A 17,812-nucleotide genomic window follows, 5' to 3' on the forward strand; every position below is an offset into this window, starting at 1 on the left:
CCGCATGTCGTGGGATTTTTTCAGGCTTTTGCTGATCTGCGCCCTGGGGGCGTTGCTGATCCTGGCGGCGATCACCGATCTGCGCGCGCGCATCATCTCCAACCGGCTCAATCTGGCCATCGCCCTGCTGGCGCCGCTTTGGTGGCTGGCCTGGGGATTGTCGATCTGGCCGGACATGGCGGTGCAACTTCTGTCCGGGCTGGTCGTGTTCGCGCTGTTCGCGGCGCTGTTCGCCATCGGCATGATGGGTGGCGGCGACGTCAAGCTGCTGGGGGCGCTGGCTTTGTGGTTCCCCTGGCAGGTCACATTGTCGCTGATCGTGCTGATGGCGCTGCTGGGCGGCGCGGTGACGATCGTGACGCTCATCCATCATCGGATAGCGAAAAAGCAAGGCCAGCCGGAGATCCCCTACGGCGTCGCCATATCGATCGCAGCCCTTTGGCTGCTTGGCGAACGATATCTTAACCAGTTTGCGTGATGTTGTGGGTGCTGGGGGCAGTGCACCCATTTGAGGGAGGCGAATTTCGTCATGGATGCCAAGAAAATCGTGCTGTTGGTGGGGGCGCTGATCATAGCGGTCACGACAGCCCTGCTTGCTCGCAGCATGTTGAGCAACTCCAGCGCGCCGCAGGTGAACGCTGCGGCCATGCCGAACGAAGCGGACCAGCCCCATGTGCTGGTCGCGACCAAGGCGCTGCCCGTAGGCACGATCCTGGATGCGGAAAGCTTCCGCTTCCAGCCCTGGCCCAAGGATCTGGTCGAACAGGTCTATTATCTGCGCGGTCAGGCTGATCCCGCCAAGCTGGCTGGCAGCGTCGTGCGCACCACCATCACCGCCGGTCAGCCGCTGACGCAGGGCGCTCTGGTAAAGCCTGGCGAACGCGGCTTCCTGGCCGCCGCCCTTGGCCCGGGCATGCGCGCCGTGACGGTGCCGGTGTCGGCGCAAAGCTCGGTCGCGGGCTTCGTCTTTCCGGGCGACCGCATCGACCTCGTCCTGACGCAGAGCGTCAATGGCGGCGGCGACGGCGATCCGCTCAAGGTCTCCGAAACCATCCTGCGCAATCTGCGCGTGCTCGCCACCGACCAGCGCATGGATGCGATGGGCGCCGACGGCAAGCCCGAAGTGCGCACCTATTCCAACGTCACGATCGAAGTGACGCCCAAGATCGCCGAGAAGATCGCCGTGTCGCAGACCATCGGGTCGCTGTCCATGTCGCTCCGCTCGATCGCCGACAATGCGTCGGATCTGGATGCCGCGATCGCCGGCACCGATGTCGACCTGCCCGGCAATGCCAATGCGAACGCGGAAAAGGCGATCATCGCCAAGCTGGCCGCTCGCCCGGTCGATCGCGGCTCCACCTATTCGACCGGCGCCGACGTGTCGCGCTACCAGCGCAGCTCCGTGCCGGCCAAGGCCGAAGCGCCAGTCCCGCAGATGGCCGCCGCCAATGGCGCGCCGGTGGGCACGGTCGCCTTCAAGGGACCGGTGATCCGCATCGCCCGCGGCACCAATGTGACCGAAGTTCCGGTCGGGGGTAAGTGAGATGAAGAGCTTGCACTATCGCACCCCGCGCATCGCCGCTCCGGCGATCGCCCTGGGCCTGGGCCTGGCGGTCGCGGCCGTCGCCGCCCCCGTCACCGCCCTCAACGCGGCCCCTTCCAGCACGCAGGACAATGCGATCCTGCTGTCGGTGGGCGGCAGCAAGGTGGTCAATCTGCCGGCCAAGATGTCGGACGTCGTGATCGCCGACCCCGATGTGGTCGACGTTCATGTCCGATCGCAGAACCAGCTGTACCTGATCGCCAAGAAGCCCGGCGAAACCACCGTCTTCGCCACCGCGACCAACGGCAAGGTGCTGTTTTCCGGCACGGTGCGCGTCGGCAACAACCTGACCAGCGTCGATGACATGCTGCGTCTGGCGATGCCCGGCGCCAACATCGCGGTCAACAAGATGAACGGCATGGTCCTGCTGACCGGCACGATCCAGGCGCCCGAAGACGCGGCCGAGGCCGAACGGCTGACGCAGGCCTTTGTTGGCAAGGACGTCACCGTGGTCAGCCGCCTGCGCATGGCGACCCCGCTTCAGGTGATGTTGCAGGTCAAGATCGCCGAAGTCAGCAAGGACATCGGCCACAAGATCGGCGTCAACATCGCCAGCACGGACACGACGCCGGGCGGCTATGTCAGTGGCGGCACGCGCAACTTCGCCAGCTATACCCGTGGCACGCAGAGCATCACCGCCAATTCCGACGGCACGTCCAGCGTGACCGGCACGCCCGGCTACTGGACGTTCAACAATGTGATCGATGGCGGATACAGCATCGGCGGCATCGCCCGCATCCTGGGCATGGATGTCGCGGGCGCGCTGGATCTGGCCGAATCAAGCGGCCTCGCCACCATGCTGGCGCAGCCCAATCTGACCGCGATTTCGGGTGAAACCGCCAGCTTCTTGGCCGGCGGCGAATATCCCTATACGGTCAATAACGGCCCTTCGTCGGGCAACAGCATCGAATTCAAGCAATATGGCGTGCAGCTGGCCTTCACGCCGACAGTGCTGGCCGACGGCCGCATTTCGATGCGGGTGCGGCCGACCGTCTCCAGCCTAGACTTTTCGGTCAATGCAGATGTGCCTGCGCTCAAGAGCCGTACCGCCGAAACCACGGTCGAACTGGGATCGGGTCAGGCCTTCATGATTGCAGGCCTGCTCAACAATGAAACCAGCAACGGCATCAACAAGGTGCCGGGTCTGGGCGACATTCCGATCCTGGGCAGCCTGTTCAAATCGCGCAGCTTCCAGCGGAACGAAACGGAACTGGTCATCGTCGTCACCCCTTATCTGGTGAAGCCGATCAACGCGTCCGATGTGCGCCTGCCGACAGACGGTTTCCGCACCGCAACCGAAGCGCAGGGCCTGTTGCTGCAACAGGGCGCCGACGGCGTCAGCGGCGCGCGCAGCTATCAGCCCAGCCGCGCGCCCGGTTCGCCGGTTCCCGCACCCGCGCCGCAGGCCGCGCTGCCGGCAGCGCCCAAATCGGGCAAGGCGGCCACCGTGGCCCCCGGCTTCAGCTTCTGACGGAAGGACGAAAGACATGACTTCCCACCTCCCTCCCCGTCTCTCGCTCAAGGCCTTGGGCGCGATCGCGCTGATGGCGCTGCCGCTGGCCGGCTGCGTCACCGACACGCCCAATCGCAGCATGGAATCGGTGCATCAGCCGGTCGTCAGCTACGCCACCTACACCTTCGACGTGCAGGCCGGATCGGGCGGCGACCTGTCGCCGGCCGAAGCGGGCCGCCTCAATGACTGGTTCGCCTCGATCGGACTTGGCTATGGCGATCAGGTCGCGGTCGTGACCGAAGGCGGCTATTACAGCCCCGCCATTCGCGAAGACATTGCCAATGTCGTCGCGCGCCACGGCCTGCTGGTCGGCGAAGACAGTTCGGCGGTGGCTGGCACCGCACCGGCCGGCAGCATCCGCCTGATCGTGCGCCGGGCCAGCGCCAGCGTGCCGGGCTGCCCGGATTGGCGTTCGACGCAGGAAACCGATCCCAATCTGGCGACGACGTCCAACTATGGATGCGCCACCAACAGCAATCTGGCGGCGATGATCGCCAACCCGGAGGATCTGGTCCGGGGGCAAGGGTCTGAAAGCGACCTGCGCACCGCCACGTCCAACCGCGCCATCTCCACCTATCGCGACAAGAAGCCAACGGGTGCCGGCGAACTGAAGCAGATCACAGCGGGAGGCCAGTAAGATGAACGCTCCATGGAAACCCGGCGGCGCCGGCCAGCGTGATCCCTTCCACGCCTTTGTCTGCGACGATCATAGTTTCGACCTGCTGCGCGCCGTGGCCGCTGAAATGGGCTGGGCGCCGGAAAAGGTGAACAAGGGCGGCATGCGCAATGCGGTGCAGAGCCTGTCGATCACCGCCAGCCCACAAATCCTGTTCGTCGACATGTCCGAAAGCGGCGATCCGCTGAACGACATCAACAGCCTTGCCGAAGTGTGCGAACCCGGCACGGTGGTGATCGCCGCCGGGCAGGTCAATGACGTGCGTCTCTATCGCGATCTCGTCGCCAGCGGCATCCAGGATTATCTGCTCAAGCCCTTTGGCGCGGATCAGCTGCGCGACGCGCTGGCGCAGGCGCAGGCCGTGTTCATGGCCCCGCGCGACGCCGGCCCGGAACGGCCGCATTGCACCATGGCGGTGATCGGCACGCGCGGCGGCGTCGGCGCATCCAGCATCGCGACCTCGCTCGCCTGGCTGCTGTCGGACAAGAAAAAGCGACCGACTGCGCTGCTCGACCTCGACGTTCATTTCGGCACCAACGCGCTGGCGATGGATCTGGAGCCGGGCCGCGGCCTGACCGACGCGATCGAAAATCCCAGCCGCATCGACGGGCTGTTCATCGAACGCGCGATGGTTCGCGCCAGCGACACGCTCGCCATCCTGTCGGCCGAAGCGCCGATCAGCCAGCCGATGCTGACCGATGGCGGCGCCTTCTACCAGTTGCTGGAAGAATTTCGCCTCGCCTTCGAATGCAGCGTCATCGACTTGCCCCGCCACATGCTGATCCAGCATCCGCACCTGATGGCCGACGTCAACGTGACGCTGGTGGTGACGGAACTGACCCTGGCCGGCGCGCGCGATACGATCCGCATCCTGTCCTGGCTCAAGAGCAATGCGCCGCAGACCCGCGTGCAGGTGATCGCCAACCGCGTGCACCCCGGCGCGCCCGAAATCAGCCGCAAGGATTTCGAACAGTCGATCGAACGTAAGGTGGATGTCCTTATCCCCTTCGATCTCAAGATCGCATCACAGGCGGCCAAGCTGGGCAAGACGCTGGCTGAAACCGCCAAAGGCAGCAAGGTGGGTGCAGCCTGCGTTGCGATGATGAACGAAGCGCTGGGTGCGATCGACGCGGATGACGCCGGCGCCACCGGCAAGAGCAGCGCCAAGAAGGGCGATTCCCTGCTGGGCAAGATCGACTTCAAGGCGATGCTGTCGTCGCGCCGCAAGGACAAGGCGGCAGTAGAAGACTGATCGGGCGCTGTTCCCTCTCCGGGAGCAGCAGCCTTTCATGATGAACGGGCGAAATGATGGACGGCAACTTCATCCTGATCACGGTGCTGCTGGCGACCCTTGTGGGGGTCGTCGTCGTCGCCTTTGCGGGTCCGTCCCCGGAAAAGGCGCGCAAACGCCGCGTGGCCCTGATCCGCGGCCGACACAGCGAATCCGCCGAAGCCCTGCTGGAAGCGCGCATGCGCAAGGCGATTTCCAATCGGCCGACCGGCGCCGAAGCCAAGATGCTGGTGTCGCTGGTCCCCAACCCGGAAAATCTGACCAAGCGCCTGCGGATGACGGGAAAGAAGTGGACGCTTAGCCAGTATATGACGGCGTGCGCCATCACCTTCCTGCTGATCACCGCCTTCCTCATGCTGCGCGGCTTCCCCTTCCTGTTCGCCATGATGGTCGGGCTGGCGGCGGGTCTTGGCCTGCCCCACTGGTGGATCGGCCGCATGATCAAGGGGCGCATCGCCAAGTTCAACGCCAAATTCCCCGACGCGCTGGAACTGCTGACGCGTGGTCTGCGATCGGGCCTGCCCATCGCCGAAACGCTGGGCGTGGTGTCGAATGAAATTCCCGGCCCCGTGGGCGAAGAATTCAAGCTGATTACCGAACGCATCAAGATCGGCCGGACCATGGAGCAGGCGCTTCAGGAAACCGCCGATCGCCTGGGCACACCCGAATTTCAGTTCTTCGTCATCACCCTGGCGATCCAGCGGGAAACCGGCGGCAACCTGGCTGAAACCCTGTCGAACCTGGCCACCGTGCTGCGCCAGCGCGCGCAGATGAAGCTCAAGATCCGGGCCATGTCTTCGGAATCCAAGGCATCCGCTTACATCATCGGCGTGCTGCCTTTCCTTGTGTTCGGCATGATCTGCTACATCAACTTCAACTATATGAGCCCCTTTTTCACCCCCGATCCGGCGGGCATTTTCGGGCTCAGCACGATGCAGGTGATCGGCATCGGCGGCATGTGCTGGATGGGCATCGGCGCCTTCATCATGGCCCAGATGGTCAATTTCGAAATCTGACGGGAAGGGAGAAAAGACGATGGACAGCCCTGCCCCCGCCGCCGGCACATTGTTCGGCCTTACGGCCACCGATTTCGGCACCTTGCTCGCCGCGCTGGCCACGCTTGCCGTGCTCGCCGCCCTTTATGCGGTGATGACGGTGCGCGACCCGATGGCCAAGCGCGTCAAGGCATTGAACGACCGCCGCGAACAGCTGAAGGCGGGCATCACCGCCTCCACGGCTAAGCGCCGCGCCAAGCTGGTCAAGAAAAACCAGACGACCGATCAGATGCGGTCCTTCCTGTCGAGCCTCAAGGTCTTGCAGGACGATCAGCTCAAGGACGCCCAGATCCGTCTGGCGCAGGCGGGCATCCGGTCGAAGGATCTGGCGGTCGCGGTGATCTTTGGCCGCATGATCCTGCCGATCATCGTCGGCGGTCTGGCGGCGATCCTGCTCTATGGCGTCGGCATCGAACCCGAATGGGGACCGATGAAGCGCTTCTTCGCCTTCGCGGTGGCGCTGCTGCTCGCCTACAAGGCGCCCGACCTGTTCATCGACAACAAGGTGCAAAAGCGTTCCGCCGCGATCCGCAAGGGGCTGCCCGACGCGCTCGACCTGCTGGTGATCTGCGCCGAAGCCGGTCTGACCGTCGACGCCGCGTTCAGCCGCGTCGCCCGCGAACTGGGCAAGGCCTATCCCGAACTGGGCGACGAGTTTCAGCTCACCGCAATCGAACTCAGCTTCCTGACCGAACGCCGCATGGCGTTTGAAAATCTGGCCAACCGCGTGAAGCTGGATGCGGTCAAGGGCGTGGTCACGACCATGATCCAGACCGAGAAATATGGCACGCCGCTCGCCTCCGCGTTGCGTGTGCTGTCGGCCGAGTTCCGCCATGAACGCATGATGCGCGCCGAGGAAAAGGCCGCGCGCCTGCCCGCGATCATGACCGTGCCGTTGATTCTCTTCATCCTGCCGACCTTGTTCGTCGTCATTCTGGGTCCGGCGGCCTGCTCGATCAGCACGGCGTTCTAGAGCATTCTCTAGTCTGGTGGCATCACCTGACGACTCGGAGAATGCGGAAACACAAAAACTTGGAGCAGTCGATCCGATGAAATCGGATCGACTGCTCCAAAAAAGTTGGAGAGCGGGGAGAGGCGCTGCCGTAGCGTCGCTCCGAAAACCCGCCCGCCCCGCCGAAAAAGGCGGTGGCGGGCGCGGTTTTTCATGCTTATCTCCCTCTCAAACAAAGGAGTGGATCGCATGAAATCGGCAGCTATCGCCATCTTTGCCCTGACCGCCGGCATCGCCCTGCCCGCGCAGGCCGCCCAGCCCGTCACCGGCCGCTGGGCCACCGTGGACGGCAAGGCGATCGTCCAGATCGCGCCCTGCGGCAAGCATCTCTGCGGTAAGATCGAGAAGATCGTGAAGCCCACGCCCGGCCGCCCGCAAACCGACATCAAGAATCCCGATCCCGCGCTGCGCGCCAAGCCGTTGGTCGGCCTCGCTCTGCTGTCCGGGTTCGAGGATGATGGAGACTTGTGGAAAGGGACCATCTACGACCCGGAAAGCGGCAAAAGCTATACGTCCAAGGTCAGCCGCAACGCCAACGGCACGCTGAAGGTCCAGGGCTGCATCGCCTTCTTCTGCAAGACGCAGACCTGGACGGCGGTGCGCTGAATCCCCGCCGCTAAATCTGGACGAGATGCGCGACATCCTTCGCGCTTTCGTCCGCGATATTGCCCTGCCGGATGATCCGGCCATTCTGCATCGCGCTGTAACGGTCGGCAAAGCGCCAGACGAAGTCGAGATATTGCTCGACCACCAGCACCGTCATGCCCAGTTCGTCGCGAACATGGACCAGCGCCGCCTCGATCTGCTGCACGACATTGGGCTGGATGCCCTCGGTCGGTTCGTCCAGCAGCAGCAGGCTCGGCTCCCCTGCCAGAGCGCGACCGATGGCCAGTTGCTGTTGCTCACCGCCCGACAGGAAACCGGCGGCCCGCGTGCGAATGTCCCAGAGCTTGGGGAACAGATCGAAGATATGCTGCGGCACTTTCGCCGCGCCCTTCCCCCGCCCCGCCAGCGCCGACAGGCCCGTTTCCAGATTTTCCATCACAGTCAGGTGCGGGAAGACATGCCGCCCCTGCGGCACGAAGCCAACGCCCGCGCGCGCTCTTTTATGCGCGGGCAGTTTGCTGATGTCCTGCCCGTCGAACCGGATCATCCCACCCGTCGCCGGGCGCGTGCCCATGATCGCATGCAGCAATGTCGTCTTGCCCACGCCGTTGCGGCCGATCAGCGCCATCACCTGCCCGCGCTCAAGGCTAAGCTCGACGTCCCACAGCACCTGGCTCTGGCCGTAGGCGCTCGACAGGGCGGAAATTTCGATCAGCGGCGCGCTCATGCGGTGTGGCCCAGATAGACGGCGGCGACTTCCGGGTCGGCGCGCACATCGGCAATGCTGCCCTGCTTCAGGAATTTGCCCTGATGCATGACGGTGACGGGGGCGGCGAGTTGTTCGACAAAGCTCATGTCATGATCGATCACCAGCACGGTGCGGCTTGAGCCCAGCCCATGGATCAGTTGCGCGGTGCGGCTGGTTTCGGCCGGTCCCATCCCTGCGGTCGGCTCGTCCAGCAGCAACAGTTCCGCGCCGGTCGCCATCACCATCGCGATTTCCAGCCATTGCTTCTCGCCATGGGCCAGCGTCCCCGCCTCCACCATGGCGCGATGGGTCAGGCCCACGCTGTCCAGCGCCTCCTCGATCGCCAGCGTCTCGTCCGCCGGGATGCCGGTGCCGAAACTCTTCCACCAGCGCCGGTCGCGCCGCGCGGCGAGCGCCAGATTATCGCGCACGCTCAAGCTGGGCAGCACGCCGGGCGCCTGAAATTTCCGACAGATGCCGCGTGCGACGATCTGCTGTTCGGGCAGCCGCTGTATCTCCTCGCCCTTGAAGATCACGCGCCCTTCGCTGGGGCGGACGCGGCCGATGATCGTATCGCACAGCGTCGATTTGCCCGCGCCATTGGGGCCGATCACCACGCGCGTCTCGCCGCGATTGAGAGTCATGCTGAAATTGTCGAGCGCCTTGAAGCCGCTATAATCGATGGTCACGCCATCGACGCTGAGCAGCAGGTCCGAAACCGCAGAGCCGCTCATGCTGCCTTCCCCTTGGTCAGGCCGGCAAGGCCACGCGGCAGCAGGGTGACGACGAAGATGAAGAGCGCGCCCATGAGATAAAGCCACAATTCCGGGAAGGCGCTGGACACCGCGTCGCGGGCCAGGTTGACGAGCAACGCACCGACGATCGCCCCCGCCAGACTGTAGCGCCCACCGATCGCGACCCAGACCACCATCTCGATCGAGGGGACGACGCCGATCAGCGCGGGCGAAACGACCCCGGCATGCAGGGTGAAGAGCGCCCCGCTTATCCCTGCCAGCATCGCGGCGATGGCGAAGGCGACGACCTTGAAGGGCGTGGGGCTATAGCCAAGGAAGCGCACGCGGTTCTCGCCATCGCGCGCAGCCCGCAGCAATATGCCGAAGCGCGAGGCGAGCAGCCAGCGCAGGCCGACGAACGCCGCGCACAAAATCGCCAGCGTCACCCAGTAAAGCATGCTGCCGGTGCCAGGGCTGGCAAGGCCAATGCCGAAGATGGAATAGAAATCGGTAAGGCCGTTAAAGCCCCCGGTCACGTCCTGCCGGCTGATGATCAGGGTGGAGAAAGCCAGCGCCAGCGCCTGCGTGATCAGCGCGAAATAGGTGCCCCCGACCCGGCGATGGAACACCGCCCAGGAAAAGAGCGCCCCCACCAGCGTCGGCACGATCAGGATCGCCGCGATGGTGAAGGCCGGGCTGGCGAACGGCTCCCACCAGAAGGGCAGGCTCTCGCGGCCGCTCCATACCATGAAGTCGGGAATCTCGCCCTCTGGCAAATCCGCCAGCTTCATATGCAGGGCGATGGCATAGCCGCCAAGGCCGAAGAACACGCCCTGCCCCAGGCTCAATATGCCGCCATGGCCCCAGATGAGGACGAGGCCCAGCGCCAATATGCCCATCGCCATGAAGCGGGCGAGCAGATTGAGATCATAGGCCGACAGCGCGAAGGGCGCGGCGACGCCAAGCGCCAGCAGCACCCATGGCAGGAAGGGCTTAAGGGGGTTCAGGCGGGACAGATCAGGCATCGAGCTGACGGCTCTTGACGGCGATCACGCCTTGCGGGCGGACCTGGATGAAGAGGATGACGAAGACCAGCAGCAGCATCTGCGCTACGCTCACATCGACGAAAATCTGCGCCAGCGCGGCGAACAGGCCCAGGATGATCGCCGATGCCGTAGTGCCGACAATGCTGCCAAGACCGCCCATCACCACGACCAGAAAGGCCGGGATGATATAGCTTTGCCCGACATTGGGCGTCACCGGGCCAAGCAGCGCCAGCATGACGCCCGCCAGCCCCGCGACGCCGGAGCCAAGGCAGAAAACGGTGAAGTCCACGCGCTTGACATCGATGCCCACGGCTGACGCCATCATCCGATCCTGATTGACGGCGCGCACCAGCAGGCCGATCCGCGTCTTGAGCAACAACAGCGTAAGCCCGCCCAGCACCAGCGCAGCAATCAGGATGATGAAGAGCCGCGCGGACGGCAAAGTGACGCCAGCAATCATGAAGCTGCCCGTCAGCCATTCGGGCGCGCGCACCTCCACGCCGATCGCGCCGAACAGGTCGCGGGCGCCCTGTTGCAGGATCAGGCTGACGCCCCAGGTCGCCAGCAACGTGTCGAGCGGCCGGGCGGACAGGCGACGGATCAGGGTGGACTGGATCAATCCGCCCATCGCCGCCGCCCCGATGAAGGCGACCGGAATGGCCAGGATGATGCCCAGCGCACCCGGCACGAACAGCAATGTCATCCAGGCGAGATAGCCGCCCAGCATCAGCATTTCGCCATGCGCCATGTTGATGACGCGCATCAGGCCGAAGGACAAAGCCAGCCCCAACGCCGCCAGCAGATAAAGCGAAGCCAGCGAAGCGCCGTTGAACAGCTGGTTGAGGAAAAGAGCGTCCATGATCTACCTGTCCCCCTCCCTTTCAAGGGAGGGGTTAGGGGTGGGTGGCCTCCGCAGGAGGCTCGCTACGCTCGCTACCCACCCCCGACCCCTCCCTGGAAGTGAGGGGAGAAGAATAGGATATCTCACGCCAAGTTACTCAAAGCTTGCAAGTCTTGCCGGGGAAGGCGAGCGCATCATAAGGCTCAGGCGCCAAATCCTTGCCGCTGTCGGCGATGATCTCGAACTGGCCATCGGCCTTCAGCTTGCCGATATAGGCTTTCTGGGTCAGGCTATGGTTCGCCGCGAAGCTGACCTTGCCCATCGGCGTGTCGAACCCGCCCAGCGTGACGGCTGCCTTGCGGACGGCTTCGGGATCGAAACTCTTGGCCTTTTCCACCGCGGCCTTCCACGCATAAACGTCCAGATAGCCATGGACCATCGGGTCGGTGATCGCGGCGTCCTTGCCGAACTTGGCCTGATAGGCGGCGATGAACTTGGCGTTCGCGTCGCCGGGCAGGCTCTGGAAATAATTCCAGGCGGCATAGCTGCCCTCGACCAGCGCCGCGCCCATCGCCTTGGCTTCCTGTTCGCCGATGGAGAAGGACATGACCGGCATCGTCTTCGTGCTAATGCCGGCGGCCTGCAACTGCTTGAAGAAGGCGACGTTGCTGTCGCCGTTCAGCGTATTGATGATCATCGCCGGCTTGGCTTGCGCGATCTTGGCAATCACGCCGGAAAAGTCGGTCCCGCCCAGCGGCACATAGGCTTCGCCCAGCACCTGCATGCCGCCCTTTTCGATATGCTTTTTCAGGATCAGGTTGGCGGTGCGGGGATAGACATAGTCGGACCCGACCAGAAAATAGCTCTTATGCCCCTGCGCCACGGCCCATTCCAGCGCGGGCAGCGCCTGCTGGTTGGGCTGGGCGCCCGAATACATGATGTTGGGCGAACATTCATTGCCTTCGAACTGGACCGGATACCAGAGCAGGTTCTTGGTCCGCTCGAACACCGGCAGCATCGCCTTGCGGCTGGCCGAGGTCCAGCCGCCGAACACCGTCACCGCACCGTCGCTTTCGATCAGCTTCGACGCCTTTTGTGCAAAGGTGGACGGATCGGATGCGCCATCTTCGACCAGCGCGTTGATCTTTTTCCCCATCACGCCGCCGGCCGCGTTGATCTCCTCGATCGCCAGCATCTCGGCATTTTTCACCGTGATCTCGCTGATCGCCATCGTACCGGTCAGCGATTGCAGCACGCCCACCGAAACGCTGTCGCCCGTCGGCGCATTCGAACGGCCGCCACCCGAACAGGCGGTCAGCGTTAGGGCGCAGGCGGAAGTGGCGAGCAGAAGCAGCCTGGAACGGATCATATGGCGAAAATCTCCCTGGCGGCGCCCGATGCGGCGACGCAGCAATTGTCGTCCAAAGGCTATGGAAAGCCGGCAAACCGCCGTATGCGTCATTTGACGTAGGCTGTTGCGCGCCGGCTCCCGGTAAAAATGCGCCATGGGCAACGGGGCGGACATCATGGATCAGGCGGCGGTGAATAGAAGCGCTTCGGGCAGGCGACAGCCCCCGCTTGCCATAGCGGGGCGGATGATGCGCGATCCGCTGTTCGCCTTTCTGCTGGCCGGCGTCGCGCTGTTCGGCGGCTATCGCATCGTCCAATATTTTGAAAAACCGCCGATCATCTTCACGCCGGAAATCGAGCAGGCGCAACTCGCCGATTTCGAACTGCTGGCCGGGCGCAAGGCGACCGATGCCGACCGCGCGAAGCTGAAGGCCGACTATATCGCCGAGGAATTGCTGTTCCGCGAGGCGATCGACCGCAACATGCACCTGACCGACGGCGAAACCCGCAAACGGCTGGTCGACAAGGTCCGCTACCTCATCGCCGGCGCGCCGCCCGAACCGACCGAAGAGCAGCTGGTCGATCATTATGCCAGCCATCTGGACCTCTATCGCGCCGAACCGCGCACTAGCTTCATCCAACTGTATCGCCAGCAGAAACCGACCGACGCCGCCCTGCTGCTGGCCCGGCTCAACGCCGGGGACAACATCGCCAGCGATGAGTTTTGGCAAGGGCGCAATTTCCCGCGCTATGGCGATTCGATGGTGCGCGGCATTTTCGGCCAGCCCTTTGTCGACCAGTTGAAGACTGCGCCCGAAGGCCAATGGATCGGCCCGATCCAAAGCCCGCGCGGCTGGCATTTCGTCAAGCGGAGCGAGCGCATCGCCTCCGCCCTCCTGCCTTTCCCCGCCATTCGGGATCAGGTGCGACAGGATTATATGACCGCGCACAGCAACGCCGCGATCGACCGGGCGTTGGGCGGCCTGCGGGAGAAGTTCGATGTGGCGGAATAGGATCGCCGCTCTCCTGATCGCGCTCACCGCGCTGCTGCCTTGCCCCGCCATGGCGGACATATTCCTGTCGGCCGACTTCGCCCTGACCGCAGGCGAAGACCCCGACAGCTATGAATTTACCGCTGCCGTCCCTGAAACGGTGGGGCAACCCGCGCCGATCATCCTGCCCGACGGTTGCCGCCAGACCGGCATGACCCGTCAGAGCGGCGGCGGCCGCGCACATTATGCCTTCGAACTGGCGTGCGATCGCCCCTTCGCCGCCGGAGATCTGATCCAGACGCCATGGAAGGTCGATGGCGGCCGCTTCGTCACCAACATCATGGGCGCGCAGGTCGACCGCAGCCTGACCGGCGACGCGCAGGGCGTGTCCGTGCCGGTTGGCGAGACCGCCGCGACCGCCCGTCCGATCGGCGTCATCGCCCCGGAATTTCTGGCGCAGGGCGTGTGGCATATCTGGCTGGGCTGGGATCATCTCGCCTTCGTCCTGTGCCTGACGCTGCTGGCGCGCGGCCGCGACCTGCTCTGGCTGGTCAGCGCCTTTACGGCGGGCCACTCGCTGTCGCTGGCGCTCGCCTTCTTCGATCTGGTGCGGGTGCCCGTCCCGCCGGTGGAGGCCGCCATCGCCCTGTCGATCGCTTTCATGGCGCGCGAAGCGCTGTTGGTCGGCAGGGGCGAGCAGCTTTTCGCTTTTCGGCGACAGGCGGTGGTCGTCGCGCTTTTCGGCCTGCTGCACGGGCTGGGCTTCGCCACGGCGCTGGGTGAACTGGGCGTGCAGGCGGATGAACGGTTGTCCGCGCTGATCTTCTTCAACATCGGCGTGGAGGCGGGGCAATTGATCTTCGTCGGCGCGATCGTCGCGCTGCTGGCCGGATTGCGCGCCGTGTCACTGGCCGCGCCGGTGCGGGTCGCGGCGCTCTACGCCGTGGGCGCGATCGGCTGCTTCTGGATGGTCGACCGGGTCGTCGGGTTCGCCGCCGCCTGATCGCGCAAGCGGGCGATCTCGCGCGCACCGCCGCGCGCGATGATCCCGCTCATGTTGGCGACAGCGAAAGAGACACCATGAAGATTGCGCTGTTGCGGCACGCCGGGGATCGGCCGGGGATGGCCGGAAGCATGGTACAGCCCGCCGCTCTGCCGATGGCGATCGCGCGGACAATCCCAGTCGAGCGAGACGCCCAGCACCTGGGGCAGGCTGCCGGGATAACAAGCTGTCTCATCCACCTCCCGCGCCGCAACGATCAGCACGCCCGCCACCAGCGCGCGATCGGCCGCCGCCGCGAACAGGTCATGATGCGCCGGATTTGTGGTGCCGAGGCTCAGGTTGATGAGGTCGACCCGCGCGCCGATCGCGCAATCGATTGCCGATACCAAAGCCCGCGCCGTCGTCCGCAGCGAATCCTGAAAGACCCGGATCGGCAGGCATAGCGCATCGGGCGCCTGATCCTGAATGGCGGCGGTGACGGCGGTGCCGTGACCCAATGCGTCCAAACTGTCCAACTCGTTGTTCGCACCATCCTTCGCAATCGAAAAGCCGGGCAATAAACGCTCCGCATTGATATGCGGGTGATCGGGATGAACGCCGCTGTCGATGATGGCGATACGGACGGGATCAGGCATGAACCGGCTCGACCCGCGCGGTCATTATTGCCCGCCCCTCCTCCAGTCGAATGACATGATCGGCCATGTCGGCCAGCGCCGGCTTGTGGGTGATGACGATGATCGTGGCGTCGGGCAGCGCATCACGCAGGCGGCCGGCGACCAGTGCTTCGGTGTCGCCGTCCAGCGCGGATGTGGGTTCGTCCAGAATCAGGATGCCGGGTTTGCGCAGCAAAGCGCGGGCCAGCACGATCCTCTGCCGCTCCCCGGCGGACAGCGCTGCGCCCCGCTCCCCGGCGCGCGTCTCCAGCCCATCGGGCAGGCGCGCGATGAAGCCATCCAGCCCGGCGGCATGCGCCGCATCTGCAATCGCTTCGGGCGCAACCTCCGGCAAGGCAAAGCCGATATTGGCGGCGATCGTATCGTTGAACAGATAGGGTGCCTGATCGACCAGGATGATCTCGCGCCGCAGATCGTCCAGCCGGCAATCGCGCAGATCGCGACCATCGATCGTTATGCGCCCACTGTCGGGATCAAGATAGCGGACCATCAGATCGGCCATGGTCGATTTGCCCGCTCCGCTCGGACCAAGGATGGCGCACAGACTGCCCGCCGGGATGATGATGTCGATGTCGCGCAGCACCACATCGCGATCATAACGCATCGCCACCCGATCGAAACGCAATGCGCCCACCCGCTCCAGCGGCGGCGCATCGGGCCGGTCGACCACATCGGGCTTCGTATCGAACAATTCGAAGATGCGCCCCAGCGACACTCGCGCCGACGCAAGGCCGGACGTCAGCCCCATCAACGTCTGGATCGGCGAAAGCAGCCGCATATGATAGGTCATGAAGGCGACCAGCGTGCCGATGCTCATCCCCCCGTCGATGATCCGCCAGCCGCCATAAAGGATGACGGCCGACGTCGCCGCCGTCATCAGCGTGCCCGGCAGCGCCCCGGTCATGAAGGAGGCGACCTGCATCTTCAGCATTGCGCCGATGAAGGCGTCATTCTTCGCCTTGAAGCGCGCCACCTCATGCTCGCCCGCGCGCAGCGACGCGATGACGCGCATCCCCATCACCGTGTCAACCAGCAGACTGCCCAGATCCGCGCCCCGCTCCCGCATGTCGCGGGTCAGGGCGGTCAGGCGGCGCTGATAATAGGAAAAGGTCGCAAGGCTGGCCGGCACCAGCACCACGCTCACCAGAAATAGCCGCCAGTCGAGCCACAGCATCATCGCGACGCAACCGACGAAGAAGAGCAGGTTGCTGACCACCGAAAGCAATGTGTCGGATGCGATCCGCTGCACATCGCTGACGTCGCTGTTCATTCTGGACACAAGGTCGCCGAGCCGAAAACTGCCATAGAAGCGCGGCGACAATGTCTGGAGATGGCGCAGCAGCGCGGTGCGAATATCATAGAGCATCGCCGCAGACAGGGCGACATAGCGATAGCTGGCGAGGATGTTGACCGCAAAGCCCGCGATGGTGACGCCGATCATCACGCCGGCAATTTCGAACAGCGCGCCCATGTCGCGTTTCAGCAGCGCCTGATCGATCATCAGCTTGGAAAGATAGGGTTGCGCCAGCCCCAGCATGGTCGACAACAGGCTGATCGCCAGCACAACCAGCAGCGCGCCGCGATAGGGCTTCAGATAGGGCGTCAGGCGGCGATAGGTGCGCCAATCGGCAACGGGCGGCGGGGCTGGAGGAATCATGCCGCCGCCTGCCGCGGCGCCAGACGGAAACCATCGAGCAGGAAGCGCGGTTCGGGCATCTTGGCGAGCAGCGCCGTGCACCAGCCATGCCCTTCCACCAGCGCGTCATGCTGCGCGCGCCACCACTCCCCCTGCCCGCCATTGGCGTAGAATTGCGCGCACAGCAGCAGATGACGGCGCATCGCCGCGATCAGCATGGATTGATAATGGCTGAGCAACGCCGCGCGATCACCGCCCTCGGCTATCGCGGTGACGACCGCCGCCGCCAATATCGCTTCGCGCACCGATTGCGCCGTGCCGTCGCCGCAAATCGGATCGAAGCCCAGCGCCGCAGTGCCGCAGGCCAGCCAGTCATCGCCATGCAAAGGCATATGCAGTCTCGGCGCGGCCAGAAAGGGCGCGGCCTCTCCCCCTGCTGCATCCACCACCGGCGCGATCAGGGCGCTTTGCCCCAGCAAATTGTCGATCGAACCACCCACGCCCAGCAGCCAGCCCATCCCCGCTTCGGCCGGGACCAGATAGAGCCAGCCCCCCGCCACCGCCTCGATCATGGCCTCCTCTGCGGAACGCCGGTCGCGCAGTTTCACCTTCATCGCCACGGCATGGCGATCGCCAAATATGCGCATGCCCCCCTGCGGCAGGGGCGATGCGGTGTGAATGGTGAAATCGGCTGGCATGACGGGCGCATTTGCGACAACCGGCAGCACCGCCTGCACCTGATCTTCCGATGTCAGGACCGCACCGTGCCGCACCATGACCGGCGGCCCGCCCCAGGCGACCAGCCGACGACGCACCTGCGGGTGGTCGCAAAACAGGTCCGGCCGATCGAACACACTGCGCATCAACCCCACGGCAGGATCGCTCAGCATGATCGTCGGCACGGACGGGCGGCGGACTTCCTCGATTGCGACCCGAAGGCCCGCGCCTGTCAGTATATGTGCGCACCCACTGGCGGCGATCCCGCTGCCCCGGATGGCGATTATTTTCATTTGCCTTGGCTACCCACGCCCG

At 64.6% G+C, this 17,812-nt stretch carries 18 protein-coding genes; 10 read left to right on the forward strand and 8 right to left on the reverse strand.

Features of this window, described 5'->3' with window-relative positions; genetic code table 11:
- The first annotated feature begins 4 nt into the window (after positions 1–4).
- The 8 genes from ACFOKF_RS13560 (at position 5) to ACFOKF_RS13595 (ending at position 7,756) form a co-directional block, all read left to right on the forward strand.
- Positions 5–478 carry an A24 family peptidase gene (locus ACFOKF_RS13560; protein ID WP_380796244.1) on the forward strand — a complete coding sequence of 158 codons (474 nt, stop codon included), beginning with the start codon at positions 5–7 and terminating at the stop codon, positions 476–478.
- A 51-nt stretch (positions 479–529) separates the two neighbouring features.
- Positions 530–1,543 carry a Flp pilus assembly protein CpaB gene (gene cpaB, locus ACFOKF_RS13565; protein WP_380796246.1) on the forward strand — a complete coding sequence of 338 codons (1,014 nt, stop codon included), beginning with the start codon at positions 530–532 and terminating at the stop codon, positions 1,541–1,543.
- 1 nt (position 1,544) lies between these two features.
- The gene (locus tag ACFOKF_RS13570) at positions 1,545–3,074 is read left to right on the forward strand and encodes a type II and III secretion system protein family protein (RefSeq protein ID WP_380796248.1); all 1,530 of its coding nucleotides are present in this window, start codon (positions 1,545–1,547) and stop codon (positions 3,072–3,074) included.
- Between the two features lie 16 nt (positions 3,075–3,090).
- Positions 3,091–3,753: a CpaD family pilus assembly protein gene (locus ACFOKF_RS13575; RefSeq protein ID WP_380796250.1), complete on the forward strand. Its 663-nt coding sequence runs from the start codon at positions 3,091–3,093 to the stop codon at positions 3,751–3,753.
- A gap of 1 nt (position 3,754) precedes the next feature.
- Positions 3,755–5,044 (forward strand): nucleotide-binding protein, encoded by a 1,290-nt coding sequence (locus tag ACFOKF_RS13580; protein WP_380796251.1) that lies wholly within the window; start codon positions 3,755–3,757, stop codon positions 5,042–5,044.
- 56 nt (positions 5,045–5,100) lie between these two features.
- Complete coding sequence (locus ACFOKF_RS13585) at positions 5,101–6,099, forward strand: type II secretion system F family protein (protein ID WP_380797808.1); 999 nt, start codon at positions 5,101–5,103, stop codon at positions 6,097–6,099.
- 19 nt (positions 6,100–6,118) lie between these two features.
- A complete protein-coding gene (locus ACFOKF_RS13590; protein ID WP_380796252.1) occupies positions 6,119–7,111 on the forward strand; it encodes a type II secretion system F family protein in 993 nt (330 codons plus the stop codon).
- A gap of 228 nt (positions 7,112–7,339) precedes the next feature.
- A complete protein-coding gene (locus ACFOKF_RS13595; protein ID WP_380796253.1) occupies positions 7,340–7,756 on the forward strand; it encodes a DUF2147 domain-containing protein in 417 nt (138 codons plus the stop codon).
- 10 nt (positions 7,757–7,766) lie between these two features.
- On the opposite strand, the gene urtE is transcribed toward ACFOKF_RS13595, so the two are convergent.
- From urtE to urtA, 5 genes are all read right to left on the reverse strand, one after another.
- On the reverse strand, positions 7,767–8,483 hold the full coding sequence (gene urtE, locus ACFOKF_RS13600) for an urea ABC transporter ATP-binding subunit UrtE (RefSeq protein ID WP_380796254.1): 717 nt from the start codon (positions 8,481–8,483) through the stop codon (positions 7,767–7,769).
- The gene (gene urtD, locus ACFOKF_RS13605) at positions 8,480–9,238 is read right to left on the reverse strand and encodes an urea ABC transporter ATP-binding protein UrtD (protein WP_380796255.1); all 759 of its coding nucleotides are present in this window, start codon (positions 9,236–9,238) and stop codon (positions 8,480–8,482) included. The genes urtE and urtD overlap by 4 nt, the downstream gene beginning before the upstream one ends.
- Entirely contained in the window at positions 9,235–10,263 is a 1,029-nt protein-coding gene (urtC, locus tag ACFOKF_RS13610; protein ID WP_380796256.1) for an urea ABC transporter permease subunit UrtC, read from the reverse strand. Before urtC ends, urtD begins: the two co-directional genes overlap by 4 nt.
- Positions 10,256–11,143: an urea ABC transporter permease subunit UrtB gene (urtB, locus tag ACFOKF_RS13615; RefSeq protein ID WP_380796258.1), complete on the reverse strand. Its 888-nt coding sequence runs from the start codon at positions 11,141–11,143 to the stop codon at positions 10,256–10,258. The genes urtC and urtB overlap by 8 nt, the downstream gene beginning before the upstream one ends.
- A 139-nt stretch (positions 11,144–11,282) precedes the next feature.
- Positions 11,283–12,494, reverse strand: a complete 1,212-nt coding sequence (gene urtA / locus ACFOKF_RS13620) for an urea ABC transporter substrate-binding protein (protein ID WP_380796259.1) — start codon at positions 12,492–12,494, stop codon at positions 11,283–11,285.
- A 226-nt stretch (positions 12,495–12,720) separates the two neighbouring features.
- Between urtA and ACFOKF_RS13625 the strand changes: the two genes are divergently transcribed.
- Both ACFOKF_RS13625 and ACFOKF_RS13630 read left to right on the forward strand, forming a co-directional pair.
- On the forward strand, positions 12,721–13,488 hold the full coding sequence (locus ACFOKF_RS13625) for a peptidyl-prolyl cis-trans isomerase (protein ID WP_380796260.1): 768 nt from the start codon (positions 12,721–12,723) through the stop codon (positions 13,486–13,488).
- The gene (locus ACFOKF_RS13630) at positions 13,475–14,470 is read left to right on the forward strand and encodes a HupE/UreJ family protein (RefSeq protein ID WP_380796261.1); all 996 of its coding nucleotides are present in this window, start codon (positions 13,475–13,477) and stop codon (positions 14,468–14,470) included. Before ACFOKF_RS13625 ends, ACFOKF_RS13630 begins: the two co-directional genes overlap by 14 nt.
- On the opposite strand, the gene qhpE is transcribed toward ACFOKF_RS13630, so the two are convergent.
- From qhpE to ACFOKF_RS13645, 3 genes are read right to left on the reverse strand one after another with little or no spacing between them, the layout of a single operon-like run.
- Positions 14,404–15,105 (reverse strand): subtilisin-like serine protease QhpE, encoded by a 702-nt coding sequence (gene qhpE / locus ACFOKF_RS13635; RefSeq protein ID WP_380796263.1) that lies wholly within the window; start codon positions 15,103–15,105, stop codon positions 14,404–14,406. The two genes, ACFOKF_RS13630 and qhpE, sit on opposite strands and share 67 nt — an antisense overlap.
- Positions 15,098–16,801, reverse strand: coding sequence for an ABC transporter ATP-binding protein (locus ACFOKF_RS13640; RefSeq protein WP_380796265.1), 1,704 nt, complete (start codon positions 16,799–16,801; stop codon positions 15,098–15,100). Before ACFOKF_RS13640 ends, qhpE begins: the two co-directional genes overlap by 8 nt.
- Positions 16,798–17,790, reverse strand: a complete 993-nt coding sequence (locus tag ACFOKF_RS13645; RefSeq protein WP_380796267.1) for a hypothetical protein — start codon at positions 17,788–17,790, stop codon at positions 16,798–16,800. Before ACFOKF_RS13645 ends, ACFOKF_RS13640 begins: the two co-directional genes overlap by 4 nt.
- Positions 17,791–17,812: the final 22 nt, after the last annotated feature.

The organism is Sphingobium rhizovicinum, assembly GCF_042647625.1.
Classification (GTDB): Bacteria; Pseudomonadota; Alphaproteobacteria; order Sphingomonadales; family Sphingomonadaceae; genus Sphingobium; species Sphingobium rhizovicinum.

Excerpts from the sequence above, each read along its gene's own strand:
- ACFOKF_RS13560 (WP_380796244.1), top strand. The coding sequence starts at position 5 with ATGTCGTGGGATTTTTTCAGGCTTTTGCTGATCTGCGCCCTGGGGGCG.
- cpaB (WP_380796246.1), top strand. The coding sequence starts at position 530 with ATGGATGCCAAGAAAATCGTGCTGTTGGTGGGGGCGCTGATCATAGCG.
- ACFOKF_RS13570 (WP_380796248.1), top strand. The coding sequence starts at position 1,545 with ATGAAGAGCTTGCACTATCGCACCCCGCGCATCGCCGCTCCGGCGATC.
- ACFOKF_RS13575 (WP_380796250.1), top strand. The coding sequence starts at position 3,091 with ATGACTTCCCACCTCCCTCCCCGTCTCTCGCTCAAGGCCTTGGGCGCG.
- ACFOKF_RS13580 (WP_380796251.1), top strand. The coding sequence starts at position 3,755 with ATGAACGCTCCATGGAAACCCGGCGGCGCCGGCCAGCGTGATCCCTTC.
- ACFOKF_RS13585 (WP_380797808.1), top strand. The coding sequence starts at position 5,101 with ATGGACGGCAACTTCATCCTGATCACGGTGCTGCTGGCGACCCTTGTG.
- ACFOKF_RS13590 (WP_380796252.1), top strand. The coding sequence starts at position 6,119 with ATGGACAGCCCTGCCCCCGCCGCCGGCACATTGTTCGGCCTTACGGCC.
- ACFOKF_RS13595 (WP_380796253.1), top strand. The coding sequence starts at position 7,340 with ATGAAATCGGCAGCTATCGCCATCTTTGCCCTGACCGCCGGCATCGCC.
- urtE (WP_380796254.1), bottom strand. The coding sequence starts at position 8,483 with ATGAGCGCGCCGCTGATCGAAATTTCCGCCCTGTCGAGCGCCTACGGC.
- urtD (WP_380796255.1), bottom strand. The coding sequence starts at position 9,238 with ATGAGCGGCTCTGCGGTTTCGGACCTGCTGCTCAGCGTCGATGGCGTG.
- urtC (WP_380796256.1), bottom strand. The coding sequence starts at position 10,263 with ATGCCTGATCTGTCCCGCCTGAACCCCCTTAAGCCCTTCCTGCCATGG.
- urtB (WP_380796258.1), bottom strand. The coding sequence starts at position 11,143 with ATGGACGCTCTTTTCCTCAACCAGCTGTTCAACGGCGCTTCGCTGGCT.
- urtA (WP_380796259.1), bottom strand. The coding sequence starts at position 12,494 with ATGATCCGTTCCAGGCTGCTTCTGCTCGCCACTTCCGCCTGCGCCCTA.
- ACFOKF_RS13625 (WP_380796260.1), top strand. The coding sequence starts at position 12,721 with ATGATGCGCGATCCGCTGTTCGCCTTTCTGCTGGCCGGCGTCGCGCTG.
- ACFOKF_RS13630 (WP_380796261.1), top strand. The coding sequence starts at position 13,475 with ATGTGGCGGAATAGGATCGCCGCTCTCCTGATCGCGCTCACCGCGCTG.
- qhpE (WP_380796263.1), bottom strand. The coding sequence starts at position 15,105 with ATGCCTGATCCCGTCCGTATCGCCATCATCGACAGCGGCGTTCATCCC.
- ACFOKF_RS13640 (WP_380796265.1), bottom strand. The coding sequence starts at position 16,801 with ATGATTCCTCCAGCCCCGCCGCCCGTTGCCGATTGGCGCACCTATCGC.
- ACFOKF_RS13645 (WP_380796267.1), bottom strand. The coding sequence starts at position 17,790 with ATGAAAATAATCGCCATCCGGGGCAGCGGGATCGCCGCCAGTGGGTGC.